This window comes from Shewanella sp. 10N.286.48.B5 (assembly GCF_002874355.2).
Taxonomy (GTDB): domain Bacteria; phylum Pseudomonadota; class Gammaproteobacteria; order Enterobacterales; family Shewanellaceae; genus Shewanella.
This window is the reverse complement of record NZ_MCVG02000003.1, coordinates 173,020-191,446: the sequence shown is the minus strand read 5'-3', so window position 1 is coordinate 191,446 and position 18,427 is coordinate 173,020. Positions and strand designations below refer to the sequence as shown.

Annotated in this window: 17 protein-coding genes; all 17 read left to right on the top strand. The window is 43.6% G+C overall.

Annotated elements, in window-relative coordinates; genetic code table 11:
- The first annotated feature begins 146 nt into the window (after nt 1-146).
- The 17 genes from rpoB (at nt 147) to rpsQ (ending at nt 18,290) form a co-directional block, all read left to right on the top strand.
- A complete protein-coding gene (gene rpoB / locus BCU57_RS17750; RefSeq protein WP_102439679.1) occupies nt 147-4,178 on the top strand; it encodes a DNA-directed RNA polymerase subunit beta in 4,032 nt (1,343 codons plus the stop codon).
- Between the two features lie 82 nt (nt 4,179-4,260).
- Nucleotides 4,261-8,481: a DNA-directed RNA polymerase subunit beta' gene (gene rpoC / locus BCU57_RS17745; protein WP_102439678.1), complete on the top strand. Its 4,221-nt coding sequence runs from the start codon at nt 4,261-4,263 to the stop codon at nt 8,479-8,481.
- A gap of 177 nt (nt 8,482-8,658) precedes the next feature.
- Nucleotides 8,659-9,033, top strand: coding sequence for a 30S ribosomal protein S12 (gene rpsL / locus BCU57_RS17740; RefSeq protein WP_076543259.1), 375 nt, complete (start codon nt 8,659-8,661; stop codon nt 9,031-9,033).
- A gap of 77 nt (nt 9,034-9,110) precedes the next feature.
- Entirely contained in the window at nt 9,111-9,581 is a 471-nt protein-coding gene (gene rpsG / locus BCU57_RS17735; RefSeq protein ID WP_076543258.1) for a 30S ribosomal protein S7, read from the top strand.
- Between the two features lie 81 nt (nt 9,582-9,662).
- The gene (gene fusA, locus BCU57_RS17730; RefSeq protein ID WP_102439677.1) at nt 9,663-11,759 is read left to right on the top strand and encodes an elongation factor G; all 2,097 of its coding nucleotides are present in this window, start codon (nt 9,663-9,665) and stop codon (nt 11,757-11,759) included.
- A gap of 69 nt (nt 11,760-11,828) precedes the next feature.
- Complete coding sequence (tuf, locus tag BCU57_RS17725) at nt 11,829-13,013, top strand: elongation factor Tu (protein ID WP_102476545.1); 1,185 nt, start codon at nt 11,829-11,831, stop codon at nt 13,011-13,013.
- Between the two features lie 332 nt (nt 13,014-13,345).
- Nucleotides 13,346-13,657: a 30S ribosomal protein S10 gene (gene rpsJ, locus BCU57_RS17720; RefSeq protein ID WP_055026509.1), complete on the top strand. Its 312-nt coding sequence runs from the start codon at nt 13,346-13,348 to the stop codon at nt 13,655-13,657.
- A 27-nt stretch (nt 13,658-13,684) separates the two neighbouring features.
- Nucleotides 13,685-14,323, top strand: coding sequence for a 50S ribosomal protein L3 (gene rplC / locus BCU57_RS17715; RefSeq protein ID WP_076543232.1), 639 nt, complete (start codon nt 13,685-13,687; stop codon nt 14,321-14,323).
- 16 nt (nt 14,324-14,339) lie between these two features.
- Nucleotides 14,340-14,945 (top strand): 50S ribosomal protein L4, encoded by a 606-nt coding sequence (gene rplD, locus BCU57_RS17710; RefSeq protein WP_076543231.1) that lies wholly within the window; start codon nt 14,340-14,342, stop codon nt 14,943-14,945.
- Nucleotides 14,942-15,244 carry a 50S ribosomal protein L23 gene (gene rplW, locus BCU57_RS17705; protein ID WP_076543230.1) on the top strand — a complete coding sequence of 101 codons (303 nt, stop codon included), beginning with the start codon at nt 14,942-14,944 and terminating at the stop codon, nt 15,242-15,244. The genes rplD and rplW overlap by 4 nt, the downstream gene beginning before the upstream one ends.
- A gap of 16 nt (nt 15,245-15,260) precedes the next feature.
- Nucleotides 15,261-16,085 (top strand): 50S ribosomal protein L2, encoded by an 825-nt coding sequence (gene rplB / locus BCU57_RS17700; protein ID WP_102440086.1) that lies wholly within the window; start codon nt 15,261-15,263, stop codon nt 16,083-16,085.
- A gap of 15 nt (nt 16,086-16,100) precedes the next feature.
- Nucleotides 16,101-16,379 carry a 30S ribosomal protein S19 gene (gene rpsS, locus BCU57_RS17695; RefSeq protein ID WP_006083596.1) on the top strand — a complete coding sequence of 93 codons (279 nt, stop codon included), beginning with the start codon at nt 16,101-16,103 and terminating at the stop codon, nt 16,377-16,379.
- A 15-nt stretch (nt 16,380-16,394) separates the two neighbouring features.
- Complete coding sequence (gene rplV, locus BCU57_RS17690; RefSeq protein ID WP_102440087.1) at nt 16,395-16,727, top strand: 50S ribosomal protein L22; 333 nt, start codon at nt 16,395-16,397, stop codon at nt 16,725-16,727.
- A 12-nt stretch (nt 16,728-16,739) separates the two neighbouring features.
- Nucleotides 16,740-17,429 (top strand): 30S ribosomal protein S3, encoded by a 690-nt coding sequence (gene rpsC, locus BCU57_RS17685; protein WP_102440088.1) that lies wholly within the window; start codon nt 16,740-16,742, stop codon nt 17,427-17,429.
- A gap of 11 nt (nt 17,430-17,440) precedes the next feature.
- Nucleotides 17,441-17,851, top strand: a complete 411-nt coding sequence (gene rplP, locus BCU57_RS17680; protein ID WP_055026502.1) for a 50S ribosomal protein L16 — start codon at nt 17,441-17,443, stop codon at nt 17,849-17,851.
- Nucleotides 17,851-18,042, top strand: a complete 192-nt coding sequence (gene rpmC / locus BCU57_RS17675) for a 50S ribosomal protein L29 (RefSeq protein ID WP_006083592.1) — start codon at nt 17,851-17,853, stop codon at nt 18,040-18,042. Before rplP ends, rpmC begins: the two co-directional genes overlap by 1 nt.
- Complete coding sequence (gene rpsQ / locus BCU57_RS17670) at nt 18,042-18,290, top strand: 30S ribosomal protein S17 (RefSeq protein ID WP_055026501.1); 249 nt, start codon at nt 18,042-18,044, stop codon at nt 18,288-18,290. The genes rpmC and rpsQ overlap by 1 nt, the downstream gene beginning before the upstream one ends.
- The last annotated feature ends 137 nt before the right edge of the window (nt 18,291-18,427 follow it).

Below are 18,427 nucleotides of genomic sequence, written 5' to 3'. Positions count from 1 at the left end.
TTTATTCACCGTTTGTCGCCAGTTTTAGCAGTTCCTAGCAGAGATTACTGGTTAGGTTCTTGCCATTAACGGTGATGGGCAAACGTGCTGATTTAATCTTTTGTATTATTTCAGTCTTGGTCACATCTCGTAAGTAGAGGAAACCCATGGTTTACTCCTATTCTGAAAAGAAGCGTATTCGTAAAGACTTTGGCAAACGCCCAAAAGTTTTGGATATTCCGTACCTATTGTCTATTCAATTAGACTCTTTTAAGAAGTTCACCGATCAAGATCCTACGGGTGAACGTGGCTTCGAAGCCGCATTCCGTAGCGTTTTTCCCATCAAGAGCTTTTCTGGCAACTCTGAACTGCAATACGTCAGTTATAAGTTAGGCGAGCCAGTTTTTGATGTGAAAGAGTGTCAGATCCGCGGTGTTACATATTCAGCTCCATTACGCGTTAAATTGCGTATGGTGTTATATGACCGTGAAGCTGCACCAGGCACAGTTAAAGACATTAAAGAACAAGAAGTCTACATGGGTGATATCCCATTAATGACTGATAACGGTACTTTTGTTATCAATGGTACTGAGCGTGTTATCGTGTCTCAGTTACACCGCTCACCAGGTGTATTCTTTGATCATGACCGTGGTAAAACCCACTCTTCAGGTAAAGTGTTATATAACGCACGTATTATTCCTTACCGTGGTTCATGGCTTGACTTTGAATTTGATCCAAAAGATGCCTTATTTGTACGTATTGACCGTCGTCGTAAATTACCTGCGACTATCATGCTACGTGCACTTGAGTTTTCTACTCAAGAAATCTTAGACTTATTCTTTGAACGTACTCAGTTCAAAATTAAGAAAGATTCTCTTGTTATGGCACTTGTACCAGACCGTTTACGTGGTGAAACTGCAAGTTACGATATTAAAGATTCAGAAGGCAATGTTCTTGTTGAAACTGGTCGTCGTATTACTGCTCGTCACATTAAACAACTTGAAAAAACTGCCACTACAGAACTTGAAGTACCTGTAGATTACATTGTTGGTAAGTTTGCTGCTCAAGATTATATCGATCAAGATACTGGTGAAGTACTTGTTAGCGCAAATGCTGAAATCACCCTTGAAGACCTTGCTAAACTTTCTTTAGCAGGCATTAAAGAAGTTGATACTTTGTTTATCAACGATCTTGATCATGGTGCTTATATTTCTGACACATTACGTATCGATTCTACAACTAACCGCTTAGAAGCATTAGTTGAAATCTACCGCATGATGCGTCCAGGTGAGCCACCAACCAAAGATGCTGCTGAAAGCTTATTCCAGAACTTGTTCTTCAGTGAAGAACGTTATGACTTATCTAAAGTAGGTCGTATGAAGTTCAACCGTCGTCTTGAGATTGCTGAAGACGAAGGCGCTGGCGTATTGTCTAAAGAAGACATCGTACACGTTATGAAGAAAATCATCGAAATCCGTAATGGTGACGATGAAGTCGATGATATCGACCATCTTGGTAACCGTCGTATTCGTAGCGTTGGCGAAATGGCTGAAAACCAATTCCGTGTTGGTCTAGTTCGTGTTGAGCGTGCTGTTCGTGAACGTCTATCATTAGGCGACTTGAACGAGTTGATGCCACAAGATCTTATCAATGCGAAGCCTATTTCGGCAGCAGTGAAAGAATTCTTTGGTTCTTCACAGCTGTCTCAATTCATGGATCAAAACAACCCGCTTTCAGAAGTAACGCATAAGCGTCGTATTTCTGCTTTAGGCCCAGGTGGTTTGACTCGTGAACGTGCAGGCTTCGAAGTACGTGACGTACATCCGACTCACTATGGTCGTCTATGTCCGATTGAAACGCCAGAGGGACCAAACATTGGTCTAATTAACTCTTTAGCAAGTTTCGCACGTACTAACTCATACGGCTTCCTAGAAACTCCTTATCGTAAGGTTGTTGATAGTGTAATTACTGATGAAGTTGAATACTTGTCAGCAATTGAAGAAGGTCGTTATGTTATTGCACAGGCAAACATTGAAGTAGATGGTTCTAGCCGAATCATTGAAGAGCAAGTTGCTTGTCGTCATAAAGGTGAATCTACCTTTATGCGTGCTGCTGACATTCAATATATGGATGTATCACCACAACAGATTATTTCTGTTGCGGCATCACTAATTCCGTTCCTAGAACACGATGATGCTAACCGTGCATTGATGGGTGCGAACATGCAACGTCAAGCGGTTCCTACTTTACGTGCTGATAAGCCGTTAGTCGGTACAGGTATTGAGCGCACTTTAGCGGTCGATTCTGGTGTTGTTGTTGCTGCGAAACGTGGCGGTGTTGTTGATTACGTTGATGCTAGCCGTATCGTTATCAAAGTTAATGAAGCAGAGTTAACACCGGGTGAAGCTGGTATTGATATCTACAACTTAACTAAGTATACCCGTTCAAACCAAAACACCTGTATTAACCAACGTCCTTGTTGTTCTGTTGGTGATCCAATTGTACGTGGTGATGTATTAGCTGACGGTCCATCAACCGATTTAGGTGATTTGGCTCTTGGTCAAAACATGCGTATCGCGTTCATGCCGTGGAATGGTTATAACTTCGAAGATTCTATCTTAATTTCTGAGCGCGTAGCGCAAGAAGATCGTTTTACTACTATTCATATCCAAGAGCTTTCATGTATTGCTCGTGATACGAAACTAGGTAGCGAAGAAATCACAGCTGATATTCCAAACGTAGGTGAGTCTGCTTTATCTAAACTAGATGAATCAGGTATCGTTTACATTGGTGCTGAAGTGAAAGGCGGCGACATTCTAGTTGGTAAAGTGACACCTAAAGGTGAAACTCAGCTGACGCCAGAAGAGAAGCTATTGCGTGCAATTTTCGGTGAGAAAGCTTCAGATGTTAAGGACAGCTCTTTACGTGTACCTAACTCTGTTAAAGGCACCATCATCGACGTTCAAGTATTCACTCGTGACGGTATCGAGAAAGATAAACGTGCGCTTGAAATTGAAGAGATGCATGTTAGCCAAGCTCGCAAAGATTTAGGCGAAGAGTTCCAGATCCTTGAAGAAGGTGTGTTGAGCCGTGCGCGTAACTTATTACTATCTACCGGTTTCTCAGAAGCTAAATTAGCAGAGCTACCGCGTAAAGATGTATTAATTCAAGTTATCGATGACGAAGCTAAACAAACTGAACTTGAGCAATTAGCTGAGCAACATGAAGAGCTAAAAGCAGACTTCGATAAGAAGTTTGAAGTTAAGCGTCGTAAGATCACCCAAGGTGATGACTTAGCACCTGGTGTACTGAAAATTGTTAAGGTTTACCTAGCAGTTAAACGTACTATCCAACCTGGTGATAAGATGGCGGGTCGTCACGGTAACAAGGGTGTAATCTCTAAGATTTGTCCTATCGAAGACATGCCTTACGATGAAACTGGTGATCCAGTTGATATCGTACTTAACCCATTGGGCGTACCATCGCGTATGAACATTGGTCAGGTACTAGAAGTCCACTTAGGTGCTGCAGCTAAAGGTATCGGTAATCGTATTACTGCTATGCTTGAAGAGCAACGCGAACTGGCAGAGCTACGTAGCTACATTCAGCAGGTTTATGACTTAGGTGATGACGTTCTTCAGAAAGTCGACATCAGTACATTTAGCGACCATGAAGTAGTGCGCTTAGCTAAGAACCTGAGAGGCGGCATACCAATTGCTACGCCAGCTTTCGATGGTGCTAAAGAGAAAGAGATCAAGCAAATGCTTGAACTTGCAGGCTTACCTTCATCTGGCCAGTTAACATTATGTGACGGCCGTACCGGTAACGAATTTGAGCGTAAAGTAACTGTTGGTTACATGTACATGCTTAAATTGAACCATTTAGTTGATGACAAGATGCACGCCCGTTCAACCGGTTCGTACAGCTTAGTTACACAACAACCATTGGGCGGTAAAGCTCAATTCGGTGGTCAGCGTTTCGGTGAGATGGAAGTATGGGCACTAGAAGCATACGGTGCTGCATATACTCTTCAGGAAATGCTAACGGTTAAATCAGATGACGTTAACGGTCGTACTCAGATGTATAAAAACATCGTCGACGGTAACCATCAGATGCACCCAGGCATGCCTGAGTCTTTCAACGTATTGTTGAAGGAAATTCGTTCACTTGGTATTAATATCGAGTTGGATCAAGAGTAAGCATCGCTCTTAAGCAATGTTTGGTAACCAAGGATGCTTTGCAATAGCAAGGCATCTGGTTTAACTCCTTCAGGAGAGAAACGTGAAAGACTTATTAAAGTTTCTTAAACAGCAAAGCAAGACTGAAGAATTTAACGGAATCAAAATTGGTTTGGCTTCGCCAGATCTAATCCGTTCTTGGTCTTTTGGTGAAGTTAAAAAACCAGAAACCATTAACTACCGTACCTTTAAACCTGAACGTGAAGGTTTATTCTGTGCGCGTATTTTCGGTCCTGTGAAAGATTACGAATGTTTGTGTGGTAAATACAAGCGTTTGAAGCACCGTGGTGTTATTTGTGAGAAGTGTGGCGTTGAAGTTACACAGACTAAAGTGCGTCGTGAGCGCATGGGTCATATTGATCTTGCAAGCCCAGTTGCCCACATTTGGTTCTTGAAATCACTTCCGTCTCGTATCGGCTTAATGCTTGATATGACACTTCGTGACATCGAACGTGTACTTTACTTCGAATCATTTGTTGTGATCGAGCCTGGCATGACCAGTCTTGAACGTGGCCAAATGCTTACTGAAGAAACGTATCTTGATGCACTTGAAGAATACGGTGACGAGTTCGAAGCTAAAATGGGTGCTGAAGCAGTCTTAGACTTGCTACGTGCAATTGATTTAGAAGAACAGATCGAACAAATGCGTGAAGAGTTGCCTTCAATCAACTCTGAAACCCGTCGTAAAAAGGTCACTAAACGCCTTAAACTGATGGAAGCATTCTTCACTTCAGGTAACAAGCCTGAGTGGATGATCTTAAAAGTTCTACCGGTTCTACCACCTGATTTACGTCCTCTAGTACCACTAGATGGCGGACGTTTTGCTACGTCTGATTTGAACGACCTTTACCGTCGTGTAATCAACCGTAACAACCGTCTAAAACGTCTATTAGACTTAGCTGCGCCAGACATTATCGTACGTAACGAAAAGCGTATGTTACAAGAGTCTGTTGATGCGCTATTAGATAATGGTCGTCGTGGTCGTGCTATTACAGGTTCTAACAAGCGTCCGCTAAAATCTTTGGCCGATATGATCAAAGGTAAGCAAGGTCGTTTCCGTCAGAACTTACTTGGTAAGCGTGTTGACTACTCAGGCCGTTCGGTAATTACCGTAGGTCCTACTTTACGTCTGCACCAGTGTGGTCTTCCTAAGAAGATGGCACTTGAGCTATTCAAACCATTCATTTATGGCAAGCTAGAAGGTCGTGGTTTAGCTACTACGATTAAAGCTGCTAAGAAAATGGTTGAACGCGAACAGCCAGAAGTATGGGATGTTTTAGACGAAGTAATTCGTGAACATCCAGTTATGCTTAACCGTGCACCAACACTTCATAGACTTGGTATCCAGGCATTTGAGCCGGTACTAATTGAAGGTAAAGCTATTCAATTGCACCCATTAGTATGTGCGGCATATAACGCCGACTTCGATGGTGACCAAATGGCTGTGCACGTACCGTTAACGCTTGAAGCTCAATTAGAAGCTCGCTCGTTAATGATGTCGACAAACAACATCCTTTCTCCAGCAAATGGTGAGCCAGTAATCACGCCTTCTCAAGACGTGGTACTTGGTCTTTACTATACCAGCCGTGAATGTGTTAACGGCCGTGGTGAAGGTATGACATTTATGTCTGTTGATGAAGTTGAAAAAGCGTACGCAACAGGTGCTGCAGAATTGCATGCACGCGTTAAAGTACGTATTACAGAGACTTCAACTGACGACAATGGTGAAAAGACTCAAAGCCGTCGTATTGTAGATACTACAGTGGGCCGTGCATTGTTATCGCAGATCTTGCCTAAAGGCTTACCGTATGAACTGGTTAACCAGAACATGGGTAAAAAGCAAATCTCGAAACTATTGAACACTTGTTACCGTGCGCTAGGCCTAAAAGATACTGTTATCTTTGCTGACCAATTAATGTATACCGGTTTCCGTTATGCAACTATCTCTGGTGCCTCTGTTGGTATCAACGATATGGTTATCCCAGATGAGAAGTACACTTTAGTTGAAGAAGCTGAACGTGAAGTGCTTGAAATTCAAGAGCAGTTCCAATCAGGTCTGGTTACCGCTGGTGAGCGTTACAACAAAGTTATCGATATTTGGGCAAGTACCAACGATAAAATCTCTAAAGCGATGATGGACAATTTGAAGAAAGAAGTTGTTATCAATCGTGATGGCGAAGAAGAAGAGCAAGATTCGTTTAACAGCATCTATATGATGGCTGACTCGGGCGCTCGTGGTAGTGCTGCTCAGATCCGTCAGTTAGCGGGTATGCGTGGTCTGATGGCTAAGCCAGATGGCTCAATCATCGAAACCCCAATTACTGCGAACTTCCGTGAAGGTCTAAACGTACTTCAGTACTTCATCTCTACTCACGGTGCGCGTAAAGGTCTTGCCGATACCGCATTGAAAACAGCTAACTCGGGTTACCTAACTCGTCGTCTTGTTGACGTTGCACAAGATCTAGTTGTTATTGAAGATGATTGTGGCACTGAAGCTGGCTTAACCATGAAGCCGTTGATTGAAGGTGGTGATGTTAAAGAGCCTCTTCGTGAACGTGTTCTTGGTCGTGTTGTTGCTATTGACGTACTTGAGCCTGGTACTGAAAAAGTACTTGCTCCACGCAATACGCTACTTGACGAAGCATGGTGTGATCTTCTTGAAGAGCACAGCGTTGATGAAGTTATCGTACGTTCTGTAATTTCATGTGAAACAGACTTTGGTGTTTGTGCCGCATGTTACGGTCGTGACTTAGCTCGTGGTCATATCATTAACCACGGTGAAGCTATCGGTGTTGTTGCTGCTCAATCAATCGGTGAGCCAGGTACACAGCTTACGATGCGTACCTTCCACATTGGTGGTGCAGCATCTCGTGACTCTGCTGAAAACAATGTTCAAATTAAGAACTCAGGTACACTGAAGCTTCATAATGCGAAATACGTTAAGAGCATCGACAACAAGTTAGTTATTGTTTCTCGTTCATCTGAACTTGCAATCATTGACGAACTTGGTCGTGAAAAAGAGCGTTACAGAGTACCTTACGGTACTGTTTTAGAAGTGTTGGAAGACAGTGAAGTGGCAGCAGGCGCAATTATTGCGAACTGGGATCCACATACTCACCCAATTATTTCTGAAGTAGCCGGTTCAGTTAAATTCGTAGACATGATTGAAGGCGTTACTATGACGCGTCAAACAGATGACCTAACTGGTCTGTCTTCGATTGTGGTACTTGACCCAAGTGCTCGTAGCACAGCTGGTAAAGAAATGCGTCCTGCTATCCGTCTAATCGACGCTGATGGCAACGATCTTATGATCCCGGGTACCGATGTACCTGCGCAGTATTTCTTACCTGGTAACGCGATTGTAGCGAAAGACGATAATGCACAAATTAACGTTGGTGATGCTTTAGCACGTATTCCTCAGGAATCGTCTAAAACTCGCGATATTACCGGTGGTCTACCACGTGTTGCTGACTTGTTCGAAGCTCGTAAACCAAAAGAGCCTGCTATCCTTGCTGAAATCTCGGGTACTATCTCATTCGGTAAAGAAACCAAAGGTAAAGTACGTCTAGTCATCAGCCCTGCTGATGGTAGTGATCATTATGAAGAAATGATCCCTAAATGGCGTAACCTGAACGTGTTCGAAGGTGAAAAAGTTGAACGTGGTGAAGTTATTGCTGATGGCCCAGAAGCTGCGCATGACATCCTACGTTTACGTGGCATCCATCATGTTGCTAACTATATTGTTGATGAAGTTCAAGACGTTTACCGCCTACAGGGCGTTAAAATCAATGATAAGCACATTGAGGTGATTATTCGCCAAATGCTACGTAAGTGCTTAATTACTGACGCTGGTGATACCGAATTCTTAGTCGGTGAACAAGCTGAAGTTGCCCGCGTTAAGATCGCTAACCGCGAACTTGAAGCACAAGGCAAAACACCTGCGAAGTTTGAGCGTGAATTATTAGGTATTACCAAAGCATCTTTGGCTACTGAATCATTCATCTCAGCTGCATCGTTCCAGGAAACAACTCGCGTACTAACCGAAGCTGCTGTTGGCGGTAAGAGCGATCCATTACGTGGTCTGAAAGAAAACGTAATTGTTGGTCGTCTAATCCCAGCTGGTACCGGTTATGCATATCACACAGCTCGTAATGAAGCTCGTGCGAATGTCAAATCGGACAATGCAGAAGCGCCAGTGATCACTGCAAGTGAAGCAGAGAAGAACTTAGCTGACTTACTTAACTTAGCCGGAAGTGCTGATTAAAGTAAATGGTATGTTAAAAAAGGCGCCTTTGGCGCCTTTTTTATTGGAAATTGCATGAAAAGTTGTCTATTTCTTGACAGTTGGCCATTACCTTTCTAAACTTTCGCGTCCCATCATAGTGGGATATAGATTTTTCACACAAAATTGTTGAGATATTTCAACTGAACGGAGCTATTCATGGCAACTGTAAACCAGTTGGTACGTAAGCCTCGCTCGCCAAAAGTCGAAAAGACTAACGTGCCAGCGTTGAATGCGTGTCCACAAAAACGTGGAGTTTGTACTCGTGTGTACACAACTACTCCTAAAAAACCTAACTCTGCACTACGTAAAGTAGCACGTGTTCGCTTAACTAACGGTTTCGAAGTTACTTCGTACATCGGTGGTGAAGGTCACAACTTGCAGGAACATAGTGTAATTCTAATCCGTGGTGGTCGTGTTAAAGATCTACCTGGTGTGCGTTACCACACTATTCGCGGTGCATTAGATTGTGCTGGCGTAAGTGCTCGTCGCAACGGCCGTTCTAAGTACGGTGCTAAGCGTCCTAAGTCGTAACTTGTCCGTTTAAGTAAGGCCAAGCTAGTTAAAAAAATTCCAGTTTTGGAAGTACCTGAAGCATACGGAGAATTGTTATGCCAAGACGTCGCGTTGTAGGACAACGTAAAATCCTACCAGATCCAAAGTTCAAAAGTGAGTTGTTGGCTAAGTTCATCAACGTCATTATGGTTGACGGTAAAAAGTCAACTGCTGAAAAAATTATCTACCAAGCATTAGATGTTGTCGCTGAAAAGAAAAGCGAAGAGCATTTAAGCATCCTTGAAGCTGCTCTTGATAATGTTCGTCCATCAGTCGAAGTTAAATCTCGTCGCGTTGGTGGTTCAACTTATCAAGTACCATGTGAAGTTCGTCCAGTGCGTCGTAACGCACTAGCGATGCGCTGGTTAGTTGAAGCTGCTCGCAAGCGTGGTGAAAAATCTATGGCTCTACGTCTAGCTGGTGAAATGCTAGACGCATCTGAAAACAAAGGTACTGCTGTTAAGAAGCGTGAAGACGTGCATCGCATGGCTGAAGCTAACAAAGCCTTTGCTCATTACCGTTGGTAATTTGATGGAGTGGGCGTTAGCCCACTCCATATTGTTGATATTTTCTAAAGCACTTTAGCTTTAGTTGAGAGGGTATAAATAGTGGCTCGTACAACCCCAATTGAGCGTTATCGTAATATCGGTATCGTTGCTCATGTGGATGCAGGTAAAACTACCACAACAGAACGTGTTCTGTTCTATACCGGTTTGTCTCATAAAATCGGTGAGGTGCATGACGGCGCCGCTACCACTGACTGGATGGTTCAAGAGCAAGAGCGTGGTATTACTATCACATCTGCTGCTGTAACCACATTCTGGCGTGGTATGGATGCTCAATTCACCGAACATCGTATTAATATCATCGATACCCCTGGTCATGTTGACTTTACTATTGAAGTAGAACGTTCGCTTCGAGTACTTGATGGTGCAGTTGTTGTCTTCTGCGGATCATCAGGTGTCGAGCCACAATCTGAAACTGTTTGGCGTCAAGCTGATAAGTATCAGGTACCGCGCATGGTATTCGTTAATAAAATGGATCGTGCAGGTGCTGACTTTGATAGTGTCATCGACCAAATCCGTAACCGCCTAGGTGCGACTTGTGTCCCTATTCAATTGAATATTGGCGCTGAGGAGAACTTTAAAGGGGTTATTGATTTAATTAAGATGAAAGCAATTAATTGGTCTGAAAAAGACCAAGGAACGACTTTCTCTTATGAAGAAATTCCTGCAGATCTTCTCGCTAAGGCAGAAGAAATGCATGAGTATCTCGTGGAAAGTGCTGCAGAGGCCTCTGATGAATTGATGGAAAAATACCTTGAAGAAGGTGAGCTATCAGAATTAGAGATCAAGCAAGCATTACGTCAGCGCACAATTAACAATGAAATAGTATTAGCAACTTGTGGTTCTGCATTTAAGAACAAAGGTGTTCAAGCTGTTTTAGATGGTGTGGTCGATTACTTACCGGCTCCTACTGAAGTCCCTGCAATTAAAGGGATTGACGAGAACGATAATGAAGTCGAACGTCCATCAGACGATAATGCCCCTTTTGCGGCATTAGCGTTTAAAATTGCGACTGATCCATTTGTTGGAACTTTAACCTTTATCCGTGTATATTCAGGCGTATTAGAGTCGGGTGCAGCGGTTTACAACTCTGTCAAAGAGAAACGTGAACGCGTCGGCCGAATCGTACAAATGCATGCAAATGACCGAACCGAGCTGAAAGAAGTTCGTGCTGGTGATATTGCCGCGGCAATTGGCTTAAAAGATGTGACAACAGGAGATACTCTTTGCGCAAATGATCACAAAGTGATTTTAGAACGCATGGAGTTTCCAGAACCTGTAATTACTATTGCCGTTGAGCCACGTTCGCAAGCAGACCAAGATAAAATGGCGATTGCGCTGCAAAAATTAGCAGCTGAAGACCCGTCTTTTAGAGTGGAAACTGATGCAGAATCAGCTCAAACATTGATTTCTGGCATGGGTGAATTACATTTAGACATTATCGTAGACAGAATGCGTCGCGAATTTAATGTAGATTGTAACGTAGGTAAACCTCAGGTTGCTTATCGTGAAACAATTCGCTCAGCAGTTGAAGTGGAAGGTAAGTTCGTACGTCAATCAGGCGGACGTGGTCAGTTTGGCCATGTGTGGTTGAAAGTTGAACCTTCTGAAGAAGGTCAAGGCTACGAATTTGTTAACGAAATCGTTGGTGGTGCAGTTCCTCGTGAATTCATCCCATCCGTTGACAAAGGTATTCAAGAGCAAATGAATAACGGCGTATTAGCTGGTTATCCAATGCTTGATGTGAAAGTGACTTTATTTGACGGCTCATATCATGATGTCGACTCAAATGAGATGGCTTTCAAAATTGCTGGTTCAATGGGCTTCAAAAAGGGTGCGCTTGAAGCAACCCCTGTGTTACTAGAACCCACAATGAAAGTGGAAATAACCACACCTGAAAATAACATGGGCGATGTAGTGGGTGATTTGAACCGACGTCGCGGTATTATTGAAGGTATGGATGATGGTCTGGGTGGTGTTAAAATTATCCACGCTGTTGTACCGCTTTCTGAAATGTTTGGTTATGCTACTGACTTGCGAAGTGCAACTCAGGGTCGTGCTTCATACTCTATGGAGTTCTTAAAGTACGACGATGCACCATCAAATATTGCAAAGGCAATTATTGAATCACGTACTTAAATTTTTAAGTACTTAATTAACTGTTATATAGCTCGTTGTCGAGCACTTCTGAAAAGAAAGGAATATATCGTGGCTAAAGAAAAATTTGAACGTAGTAAACCACACGTAAACGTGGGTACAATTGGTCACGTCGACCATGGTAAAACTACTCTTACAGCAGCTATCTCAGCTGTATTGTCAAAAGTATATGGTGGTGAAGTTAAAGATTTCGCACAAATCGATAACGCTCCAGAAGAGCGTGAGCGCGGTATTACAATTAATACTTCTCACATCGAATATGACACACCATCTCGTCACTACGCACACGTAGATTGTCCTGGTCACGCCGATTATGTTAAAAACATGATTACTGGTGCTGCACAAATGGACGGCGCTATCTTAGTAGTTGCTGCTACAGATGGTCCAATGCCACAAACACGTGAGCACATCTTGCTTTCACGTCAGGTTGGCGTACCTTTCATCATCGTATTCATGAACAAATGTGACATGGTTGACGATGAAGAACTACTTGAATTAGTAGAAATGGAAGTTCGTGAACTTCTTTCTGAATATGACTTCCCAGGTGATGACTTACCAGTTATTCAAGGTTCTGCACTTAAAGCACTTGAAGGCGAAGCAGATTGGGAAGCTAAAGTTGTTGAACTAGCTGAAGCTCTAGATACTTATATCCCAGAGCCAGAGCGTGACATCGATAAGCCATTCCTACTTCCAATTGAAGATGTATTCTCAATTTCAGGTCGTGGTACTGTTGTTACTGGTCGTGTTGAGCGTGGTATCATCACAGTAGGTGACGAAGTAGAAATCGTTGGTGTTAAAGACACAACTAAAACGACTTGTACTGGTGTTGAAATGTTCCGTAAGCTGCTTGACGAAGGTCGTGCTGGCGAGAACTGTGGTGTACTTTTACGTGGTACTAAGCGTGATGACGTTGAACGTGGTCAAGTATTAGCTAAGCCTGGTTCAATCACTCCACATACAACTTTCGAATCAGAAGTATACGTACTTTCGAAAGAAGAAGGTGGACGTCACACTCCATTCTTCAAAGGTTACCGTCCACAGTTCTACTTCCGTACAACTGACGTAACTGGTACTATCGAGCTTCCAGAAGGCGTAGAAATGGTAATGCCTGGTGATAACATCAAAATGGTTGTTACACTAATCTACCCAATCGCAATGGATGACGGTTTACGTTTCGCTATCCGTGAAGGTGGCCGTACTGTTGGTGCTGGTGTTGTAGCTAAAGTTATCGCTTAATAGCGTCTTTAGTTAACACATAAAAAAAGGAAGCTTCGGCTTCCTTTTTTGTTTTTATTGCATTTTGATTCTAACCATGTAAAATCCACCGCCTTGAACAGAACCACTAAATTGAAGAGTTTTTGTTCGCAGGGGTTGATCTATGAAATTAGATCTGTATAATTGCCCTTCGCTGTCCTAGACAGCGTAATATAATGTTTAATCATTTGGATTATTCATTTTCATAATTGACTCCGATTGGGAGTCTACGGTTAAATCATCTCGCTCTGCTTTTCCATTGGGAAGAAGCTAGAGGGTGATTTTTTATGTGTGCATTTTAGGAGCTCTGGTCAATGCAGAACCAAAGAATCCGTATCCGCTTGAAAGGATTTGATCATCGTTTGATCGATCAATCAACAGCGGAAATCGTTGAAACTGCTAAGCGTACAGGCGCACAGGTTCGTGGTCCAATTCCACTTCCTACGCGTAAAGAACGTTATACCATTTTGACTTCTCCGCACGTCAACAAAGACGCACGTGATCAGTACGAAATTCGTACTCACAAGCGCTTAGTTGACATCGTAGAGCCAACTGAAAAGACTGTAGACGCATTAATGCGTTTAGATCTTGCCGCTGGTGTCGACGTTCAGATTAGCTTAGGTTAATTGAGATCCTTAGAAGAGGTTTGAAAGATGGCTATCGGTCTTATTGGTCGTAAAGTGGGTATGACTCGCATCTTCACAGAAGATGGTGCTTCAATCCCTGTAACAGTAATTGAAATTGCTGGTAACCGCGTAACTCAAGTGAAAACTTTAGAAAACGACGGATACCGTGCTCTTCAAGTAACTACTGGTACCAAAAAAGCCAACCGCATCACTAAGCCAGAAGCAGGCCATTTTGCTAAGAGCGGCGTAGAAGCCGGTCGAGGTTTATGGGAATTGCGTTTGGCAGATGGTGAAGGTGAAGGCATTGAAGTTGGTGCTGAACTTAACGTTGATATCTTTGCAGATACAGCGAAAGTTGATGTTACTGGTCAATCTAAAGGTAAGGGCTTCCAAGGCGGTATTAAACGCTGGAACTTCCACGCTCAAGATATGACACATGGTAACTCTTTGGCTCATAGATCTAATGGTTCTATTGGTCAAAACCAGACACCTGGTCGCGTTTTCAAAGGTAAGAAAATGTCTGGCCACATGGGTGCCGAGCAAGTAACTACTCAAAATCTAGACGTTGTACGTGTAGATGCAGAGCGTAACTTGTTATTGGTAAAAGGTGCTGTTCCTGGCGCTACCAATGGTGACTTGATTATCAAGCCAGCCGTTAAAGCATAGGTCTGAGGAGATAGTAATGGAATTGGTATTGAAAGACGCGCAAAGCGCTCTTGAAGTTTCCGAAACTACCTTCGGCCGTGACTTTAACGAGGCATTGGTCCATCAGGTAGTTGTAGCTTACGCTGCAAACGCGCGTCAGGGCACTCGTGCTCAACAGACTCGTGCGGAAGTAACTGGCTCAGGCAAAAAGCCTTGGCGTCAGAAAGGCACAGGCCGAGCTCGTGCCGGTAGTGTTAAAGGCCCGATCTGGCGTGGCGGTGGCGTAACATTCGCTGCTAAAACACAAGATCACAGCCAAAAAGTTAACAAAAAGATGTACCGTGGTGCTCTAAAAAGCATTCTTTCTGAATTGGTACGTCAAGAGCGTTTAGTCGTTGTTGAATCTTTTAGTGTTGAAGCTCCTAAAACTAAAGAGCTGAAAGCTAAGTTAAAAGAAATGCAACTAGAAGACGTTCTAATTGTTACTGCAGATGTTGATGAGAATTTATTCTTAGCAGCACGCAACTTATACAAGGTTGACGTACGTGACGTAGCGGGTCTAGACCCAGTTAGTCTAATCGCGTTCAACACTGTTCTTGTTACTGCTGATGCAGTGAAGCAAATCGAGGAGATGCTAGCATGATCACCGAAGAACGTTTGCTAAAAGTTATCTTAGCGCCACATGTATCTGAAAAGAGCACTGTATTAGCTGAGAAAAACAACACTGTAGTTTTCCGCGTAGCAATCGATGCGACTAAAGCAGAGATTAAAGCTGCTGTAGCGAAACTTTTCGAAGTTGAAGTTGATAGTGTTCGCACTTTGGTAAACAAAGGCAAAACTAAACGTACCGGTGGCCGTGTAGGTCGTCGTAGCGATTGGAAAAAAGCCTATGTAACTTTAGCTGCTGGTGCTGACATCGATTTCGTCGGTGGCGCTGAGTAAGCAAAGGAGAATTATCATGGCAGTTATTAAGTGTAAGCCAACCTCTCCAGGTCGTCGCCACGTTGTTAAAGTGGTGAACAGCGACTTGCATAAAGGGAAACCTTTTGCAGGCCTGTTGGCTAAGAAATCTAAAAGTGGTGGCCGTAACAATACGGGTCGCATCACTGTTCGTCACGTTGGTGGTGGACACAAGCAGCATTATCGTATTATTGATTTCAAACGCAATAAAGACGGTATCCCTGCGAAAATTGAACGTCTGGAATATGATCCAAACCGTACAGCTAACATTGCGTTAGTATTGTACGCAGATGGTGAGCGTCGCTACATTCTTGCCGCTAAAGGCATGAAAGCTGGTGATGCAATCCAATCTGGTGTGGATGCAGACATCAAAACCGGTAACGCAATGCCGCTTCGCAACATCCCAGTGGGTAGTGTTGTGCACGCAGTAGAAATGAAACCTGGTAAAGGTGCTCAAATCGCGCGTTCAGCTGGTGCTTATGTTCAAGTTGTTGCTCGTGATAACCAATATGCAACTTTACGTCTTCGCTCTGGCGAAATGCGCAAAGTGCCTGTTGATTGTCGTGCAACATTCGGTGAAGTTGGAAATGCCGAGCACATGTTACGCCAGTTAGGTAAAGCAGGTGCTAAACGCTGGAGAGGCGTACGCCCTACAGTGCGTGGTGTTGCAATGAACCCGGTAGACCATCCACACGGTGGTGGTGAAGGCCGTACTTCTGGTGGTCGTCATCCAGTAAGTCCATGGGGTGTGCCAACTAAGGGTTATAAAACTCGTAGTAATAAGCTCACCGACAAGTACATTGTACGTCGTCGTAACAAATAGTAAGAGGATTCGCCCATGCCACGTTCTCTCAAGAAAGGTCCTTTCATTGACCTGCACTTGCTGAAGAAGGTAGAGAAAGCGATGGAAGCGGGAGATAAAAAACCAATTAAGACTTGGTCTCGCCGCTCAATGATCATCCCAAATATGATTGGGTTGACCATCGCTGTCCATAATGGTCGTCAGCACGTACCTGTGTTCGTAACTGACGAAATGATCGGTCATAAGCTTGGTGAATTTTCACCAACTCGCACTTATCGCGGCCATGCTGCAGATAAGAAAGCGAAGAAGCGTTAATACGGGAGACATAAGATGGAAGTTTTAGCTAAACATCGTTACGCCCGTACGTCTGCGCAGAAGGCCCGTCTAGTTGCTGATCAAATTCGCGGGTTGCCTGTATCTAAGGCGCTTGAGATTTTGACCTTCAGCCCTAAGAAAGCCGCCGTACTGGTTAAGAAAGTACTAGACTCAGCTATCGCAAACGCCGAACACAACGAAGGTGCAGATATCGATGAGCTTAAAGTTGGCCAAGTCTTTGTTGACGAAGCACCAACTATGAAGCGCATCATGCCTCGTGCCAAAGGCCGCGCTGATCGTATCATGAAGCGTACCAGCCACATTACTGTGGTTGTATCAGATCGCTAGGAGAAGAGAGCAATGGGACAGAAAGTACATCCTAATGGTATCCGTCTGGGTATCACGAAGCCTTGGATCTCTACTTGGTACGCCGATAAGTCAGATTATGCGAATAATCTGAACAGCGACTGGGAAGTTCGTCAATATCTTACAGAGAAATTGAAGGCTGCATCAGTATCTAAAATCGTTATCGAGCGTCCTGCGAAGAGCATCCGCGTTACTATTCACACTGCCCGTCCAGGCGTTGTGATTGGTAAGAAAGGTGAAGACGTTGAAGTATTACGTGCACATGTATCTAAAATTACAGGCACTACTGCTCAAATCAACATCGCTGAGATCCGTAAGCCTGAGTTAGACGCAAAGTTAGTTGCTGACAGTATTGCGCAGCAACTAGAACGTCGTGTTATGTTCCGTCGCGCTATGAAGCGTGCAGTTCAAAACGCAATGCGCATTGGTGCTCAAGGTATCAAAGTTGAAGTGAGCGGCCGTCTAGGCGGAGCTGAAATCGCACGTTCTGAGTGGTATCGTGAAGGTCGTGTACCTTTGCATACTCTACGTGCTGATATCGACTATTCTACAGCTGAAAGTCACACCCAATACGGTGTGATTGGCGTTAAAGTTTGGATCTTCAAAGGCGAAGTTCTAGACGGTAACGTTGTCGCGTTAGAAGAGCCGAAGCAGCAGTCTAAGCGCAAGCCTCGTGCTAAATAGGAGAAACTTTAATGCTGCAACCTAAACGTATGAAGTTTCGCAAGATGTTCAAAGGCCGTAACCGCGGTCTAGCGAACGGTACTGAAGTTAGCTTTGGTACTTTCGGTTTGAAAGCTGTCGGCCGTGGTCGTTTAACAGCTCGTCAAATCGAATCTGCACGTCGTGCCATGACACGTCACATTAAACGTCAAGGACAAATTTGGATTCGAGTTTTCCCTGACAAGCCAATTACCTCTAAGCCTCTTGAAGTGCGTATGGGTAAAGGTAAGGGTAACGTTGAATACTGGGTATGTCAGATTCAACCTGGTAAGGTTCTTTATGAGATGAATGGTGTATCTGAAGAGTTAGCGCGTGAAGCGTTTGCTTTAGCTTCTGCCAAGCTTCCTATTAAGACTACCTTCGTAACTAAGACGGTGATGTAATGAAAGCGAGCGAACTAAGAGAAAAGAGCGTTGAAGAACTTAACGCTGAATTACTTGGTCTGCTGCGTGAGCAGTTTAACCTGCGTATGCAACACGCTACTGGTCAGTTGACTCAAACGAATCAATTGAAATTAGTGCGTCGTAACATTGCACGTGTTAAGACCATTATTACTTCTAAGGCAGGTGCGTAATGTCTGATAAAATCCGTACTTTGCAAGGTCGAGTTCTTAGCAACAAAATGGACAAGTCTATTACTGTTGCTATTGCACGCCAAGTGAAACATCCTATTTATGGGAAGTACATTAAGCGTACAACTAAGATCCATGCACATGACGAAACCAATCAGTGTAATGAAGGTGACGTAGTGACTATTAGTCAGTGTCGTCCTCTTTCTAAGACTAAGTCTTGGACACTTGTTGAAGTAGTAACAAAAGCCTAGTAATCATTAGGTTATAGTAAACGGCTCCAATGCTTGGGGCCGTTTGTTTTTTTATACTATGCAACCCAATATTTTGGTGTTATACTTGCGCCCCATTTTTGAACAAATTGCATTCAATGCTAATGAGTAATTAGCAA

Excerpts from the sequence above, each read along its gene's own strand:
- rpoB (WP_102439679.1), top strand. The coding sequence starts at position 147 with ATGGTTTACTCCTATTCTGAAAAGAAGCGTATTCGTAAAGACTTTGGC.
- rpsL (WP_076543259.1), top strand. The coding sequence starts at position 8,659 with ATGGCAACTGTAAACCAGTTGGTACGTAAGCCTCGCTCGCCAAAAGTC.
- rpsG (WP_076543258.1), top strand. The coding sequence starts at position 9,111 with ATGCCAAGACGTCGCGTTGTAGGACAACGTAAAATCCTACCAGATCCA.
- rpsJ (WP_055026509.1), top strand. The coding sequence starts at position 13,346 with ATGCAGAACCAAAGAATCCGTATCCGCTTGAAAGGATTTGATCATCGT.
- rplC (WP_076543232.1), top strand. The coding sequence starts at position 13,685 with ATGGCTATCGGTCTTATTGGTCGTAAAGTGGGTATGACTCGCATCTTC.
- rplD (WP_076543231.1), top strand. The coding sequence starts at position 14,340 with ATGGAATTGGTATTGAAAGACGCGCAAAGCGCTCTTGAAGTTTCCGAA.
- rplW (WP_076543230.1), top strand. The coding sequence starts at position 14,942 with ATGATCACCGAAGAACGTTTGCTAAAAGTTATCTTAGCGCCACATGTA.
- rplB (WP_102440086.1), top strand. The coding sequence starts at position 15,261 with ATGGCAGTTATTAAGTGTAAGCCAACCTCTCCAGGTCGTCGCCACGTT.
- rpsS (WP_006083596.1), top strand. The coding sequence starts at position 16,101 with ATGCCACGTTCTCTCAAGAAAGGTCCTTTCATTGACCTGCACTTGCTG.
- rplV (WP_102440087.1), top strand. The coding sequence starts at position 16,395 with ATGGAAGTTTTAGCTAAACATCGTTACGCCCGTACGTCTGCGCAGAAG.
- rpsC (WP_102440088.1), top strand. The coding sequence starts at position 16,740 with ATGGGACAGAAAGTACATCCTAATGGTATCCGTCTGGGTATCACGAAG.
- rplP (WP_055026502.1), top strand. The coding sequence starts at position 17,441 with ATGCTGCAACCTAAACGTATGAAGTTTCGCAAGATGTTCAAAGGCCGT.
- rpmC (WP_006083592.1), top strand. The coding sequence starts at position 17,851 with ATGAAAGCGAGCGAACTAAGAGAAAAGAGCGTTGAAGAACTTAACGCT.
- rpsQ (WP_055026501.1), top strand. The coding sequence starts at position 18,042 with ATGTCTGATAAAATCCGTACTTTGCAAGGTCGAGTTCTTAGCAACAAA.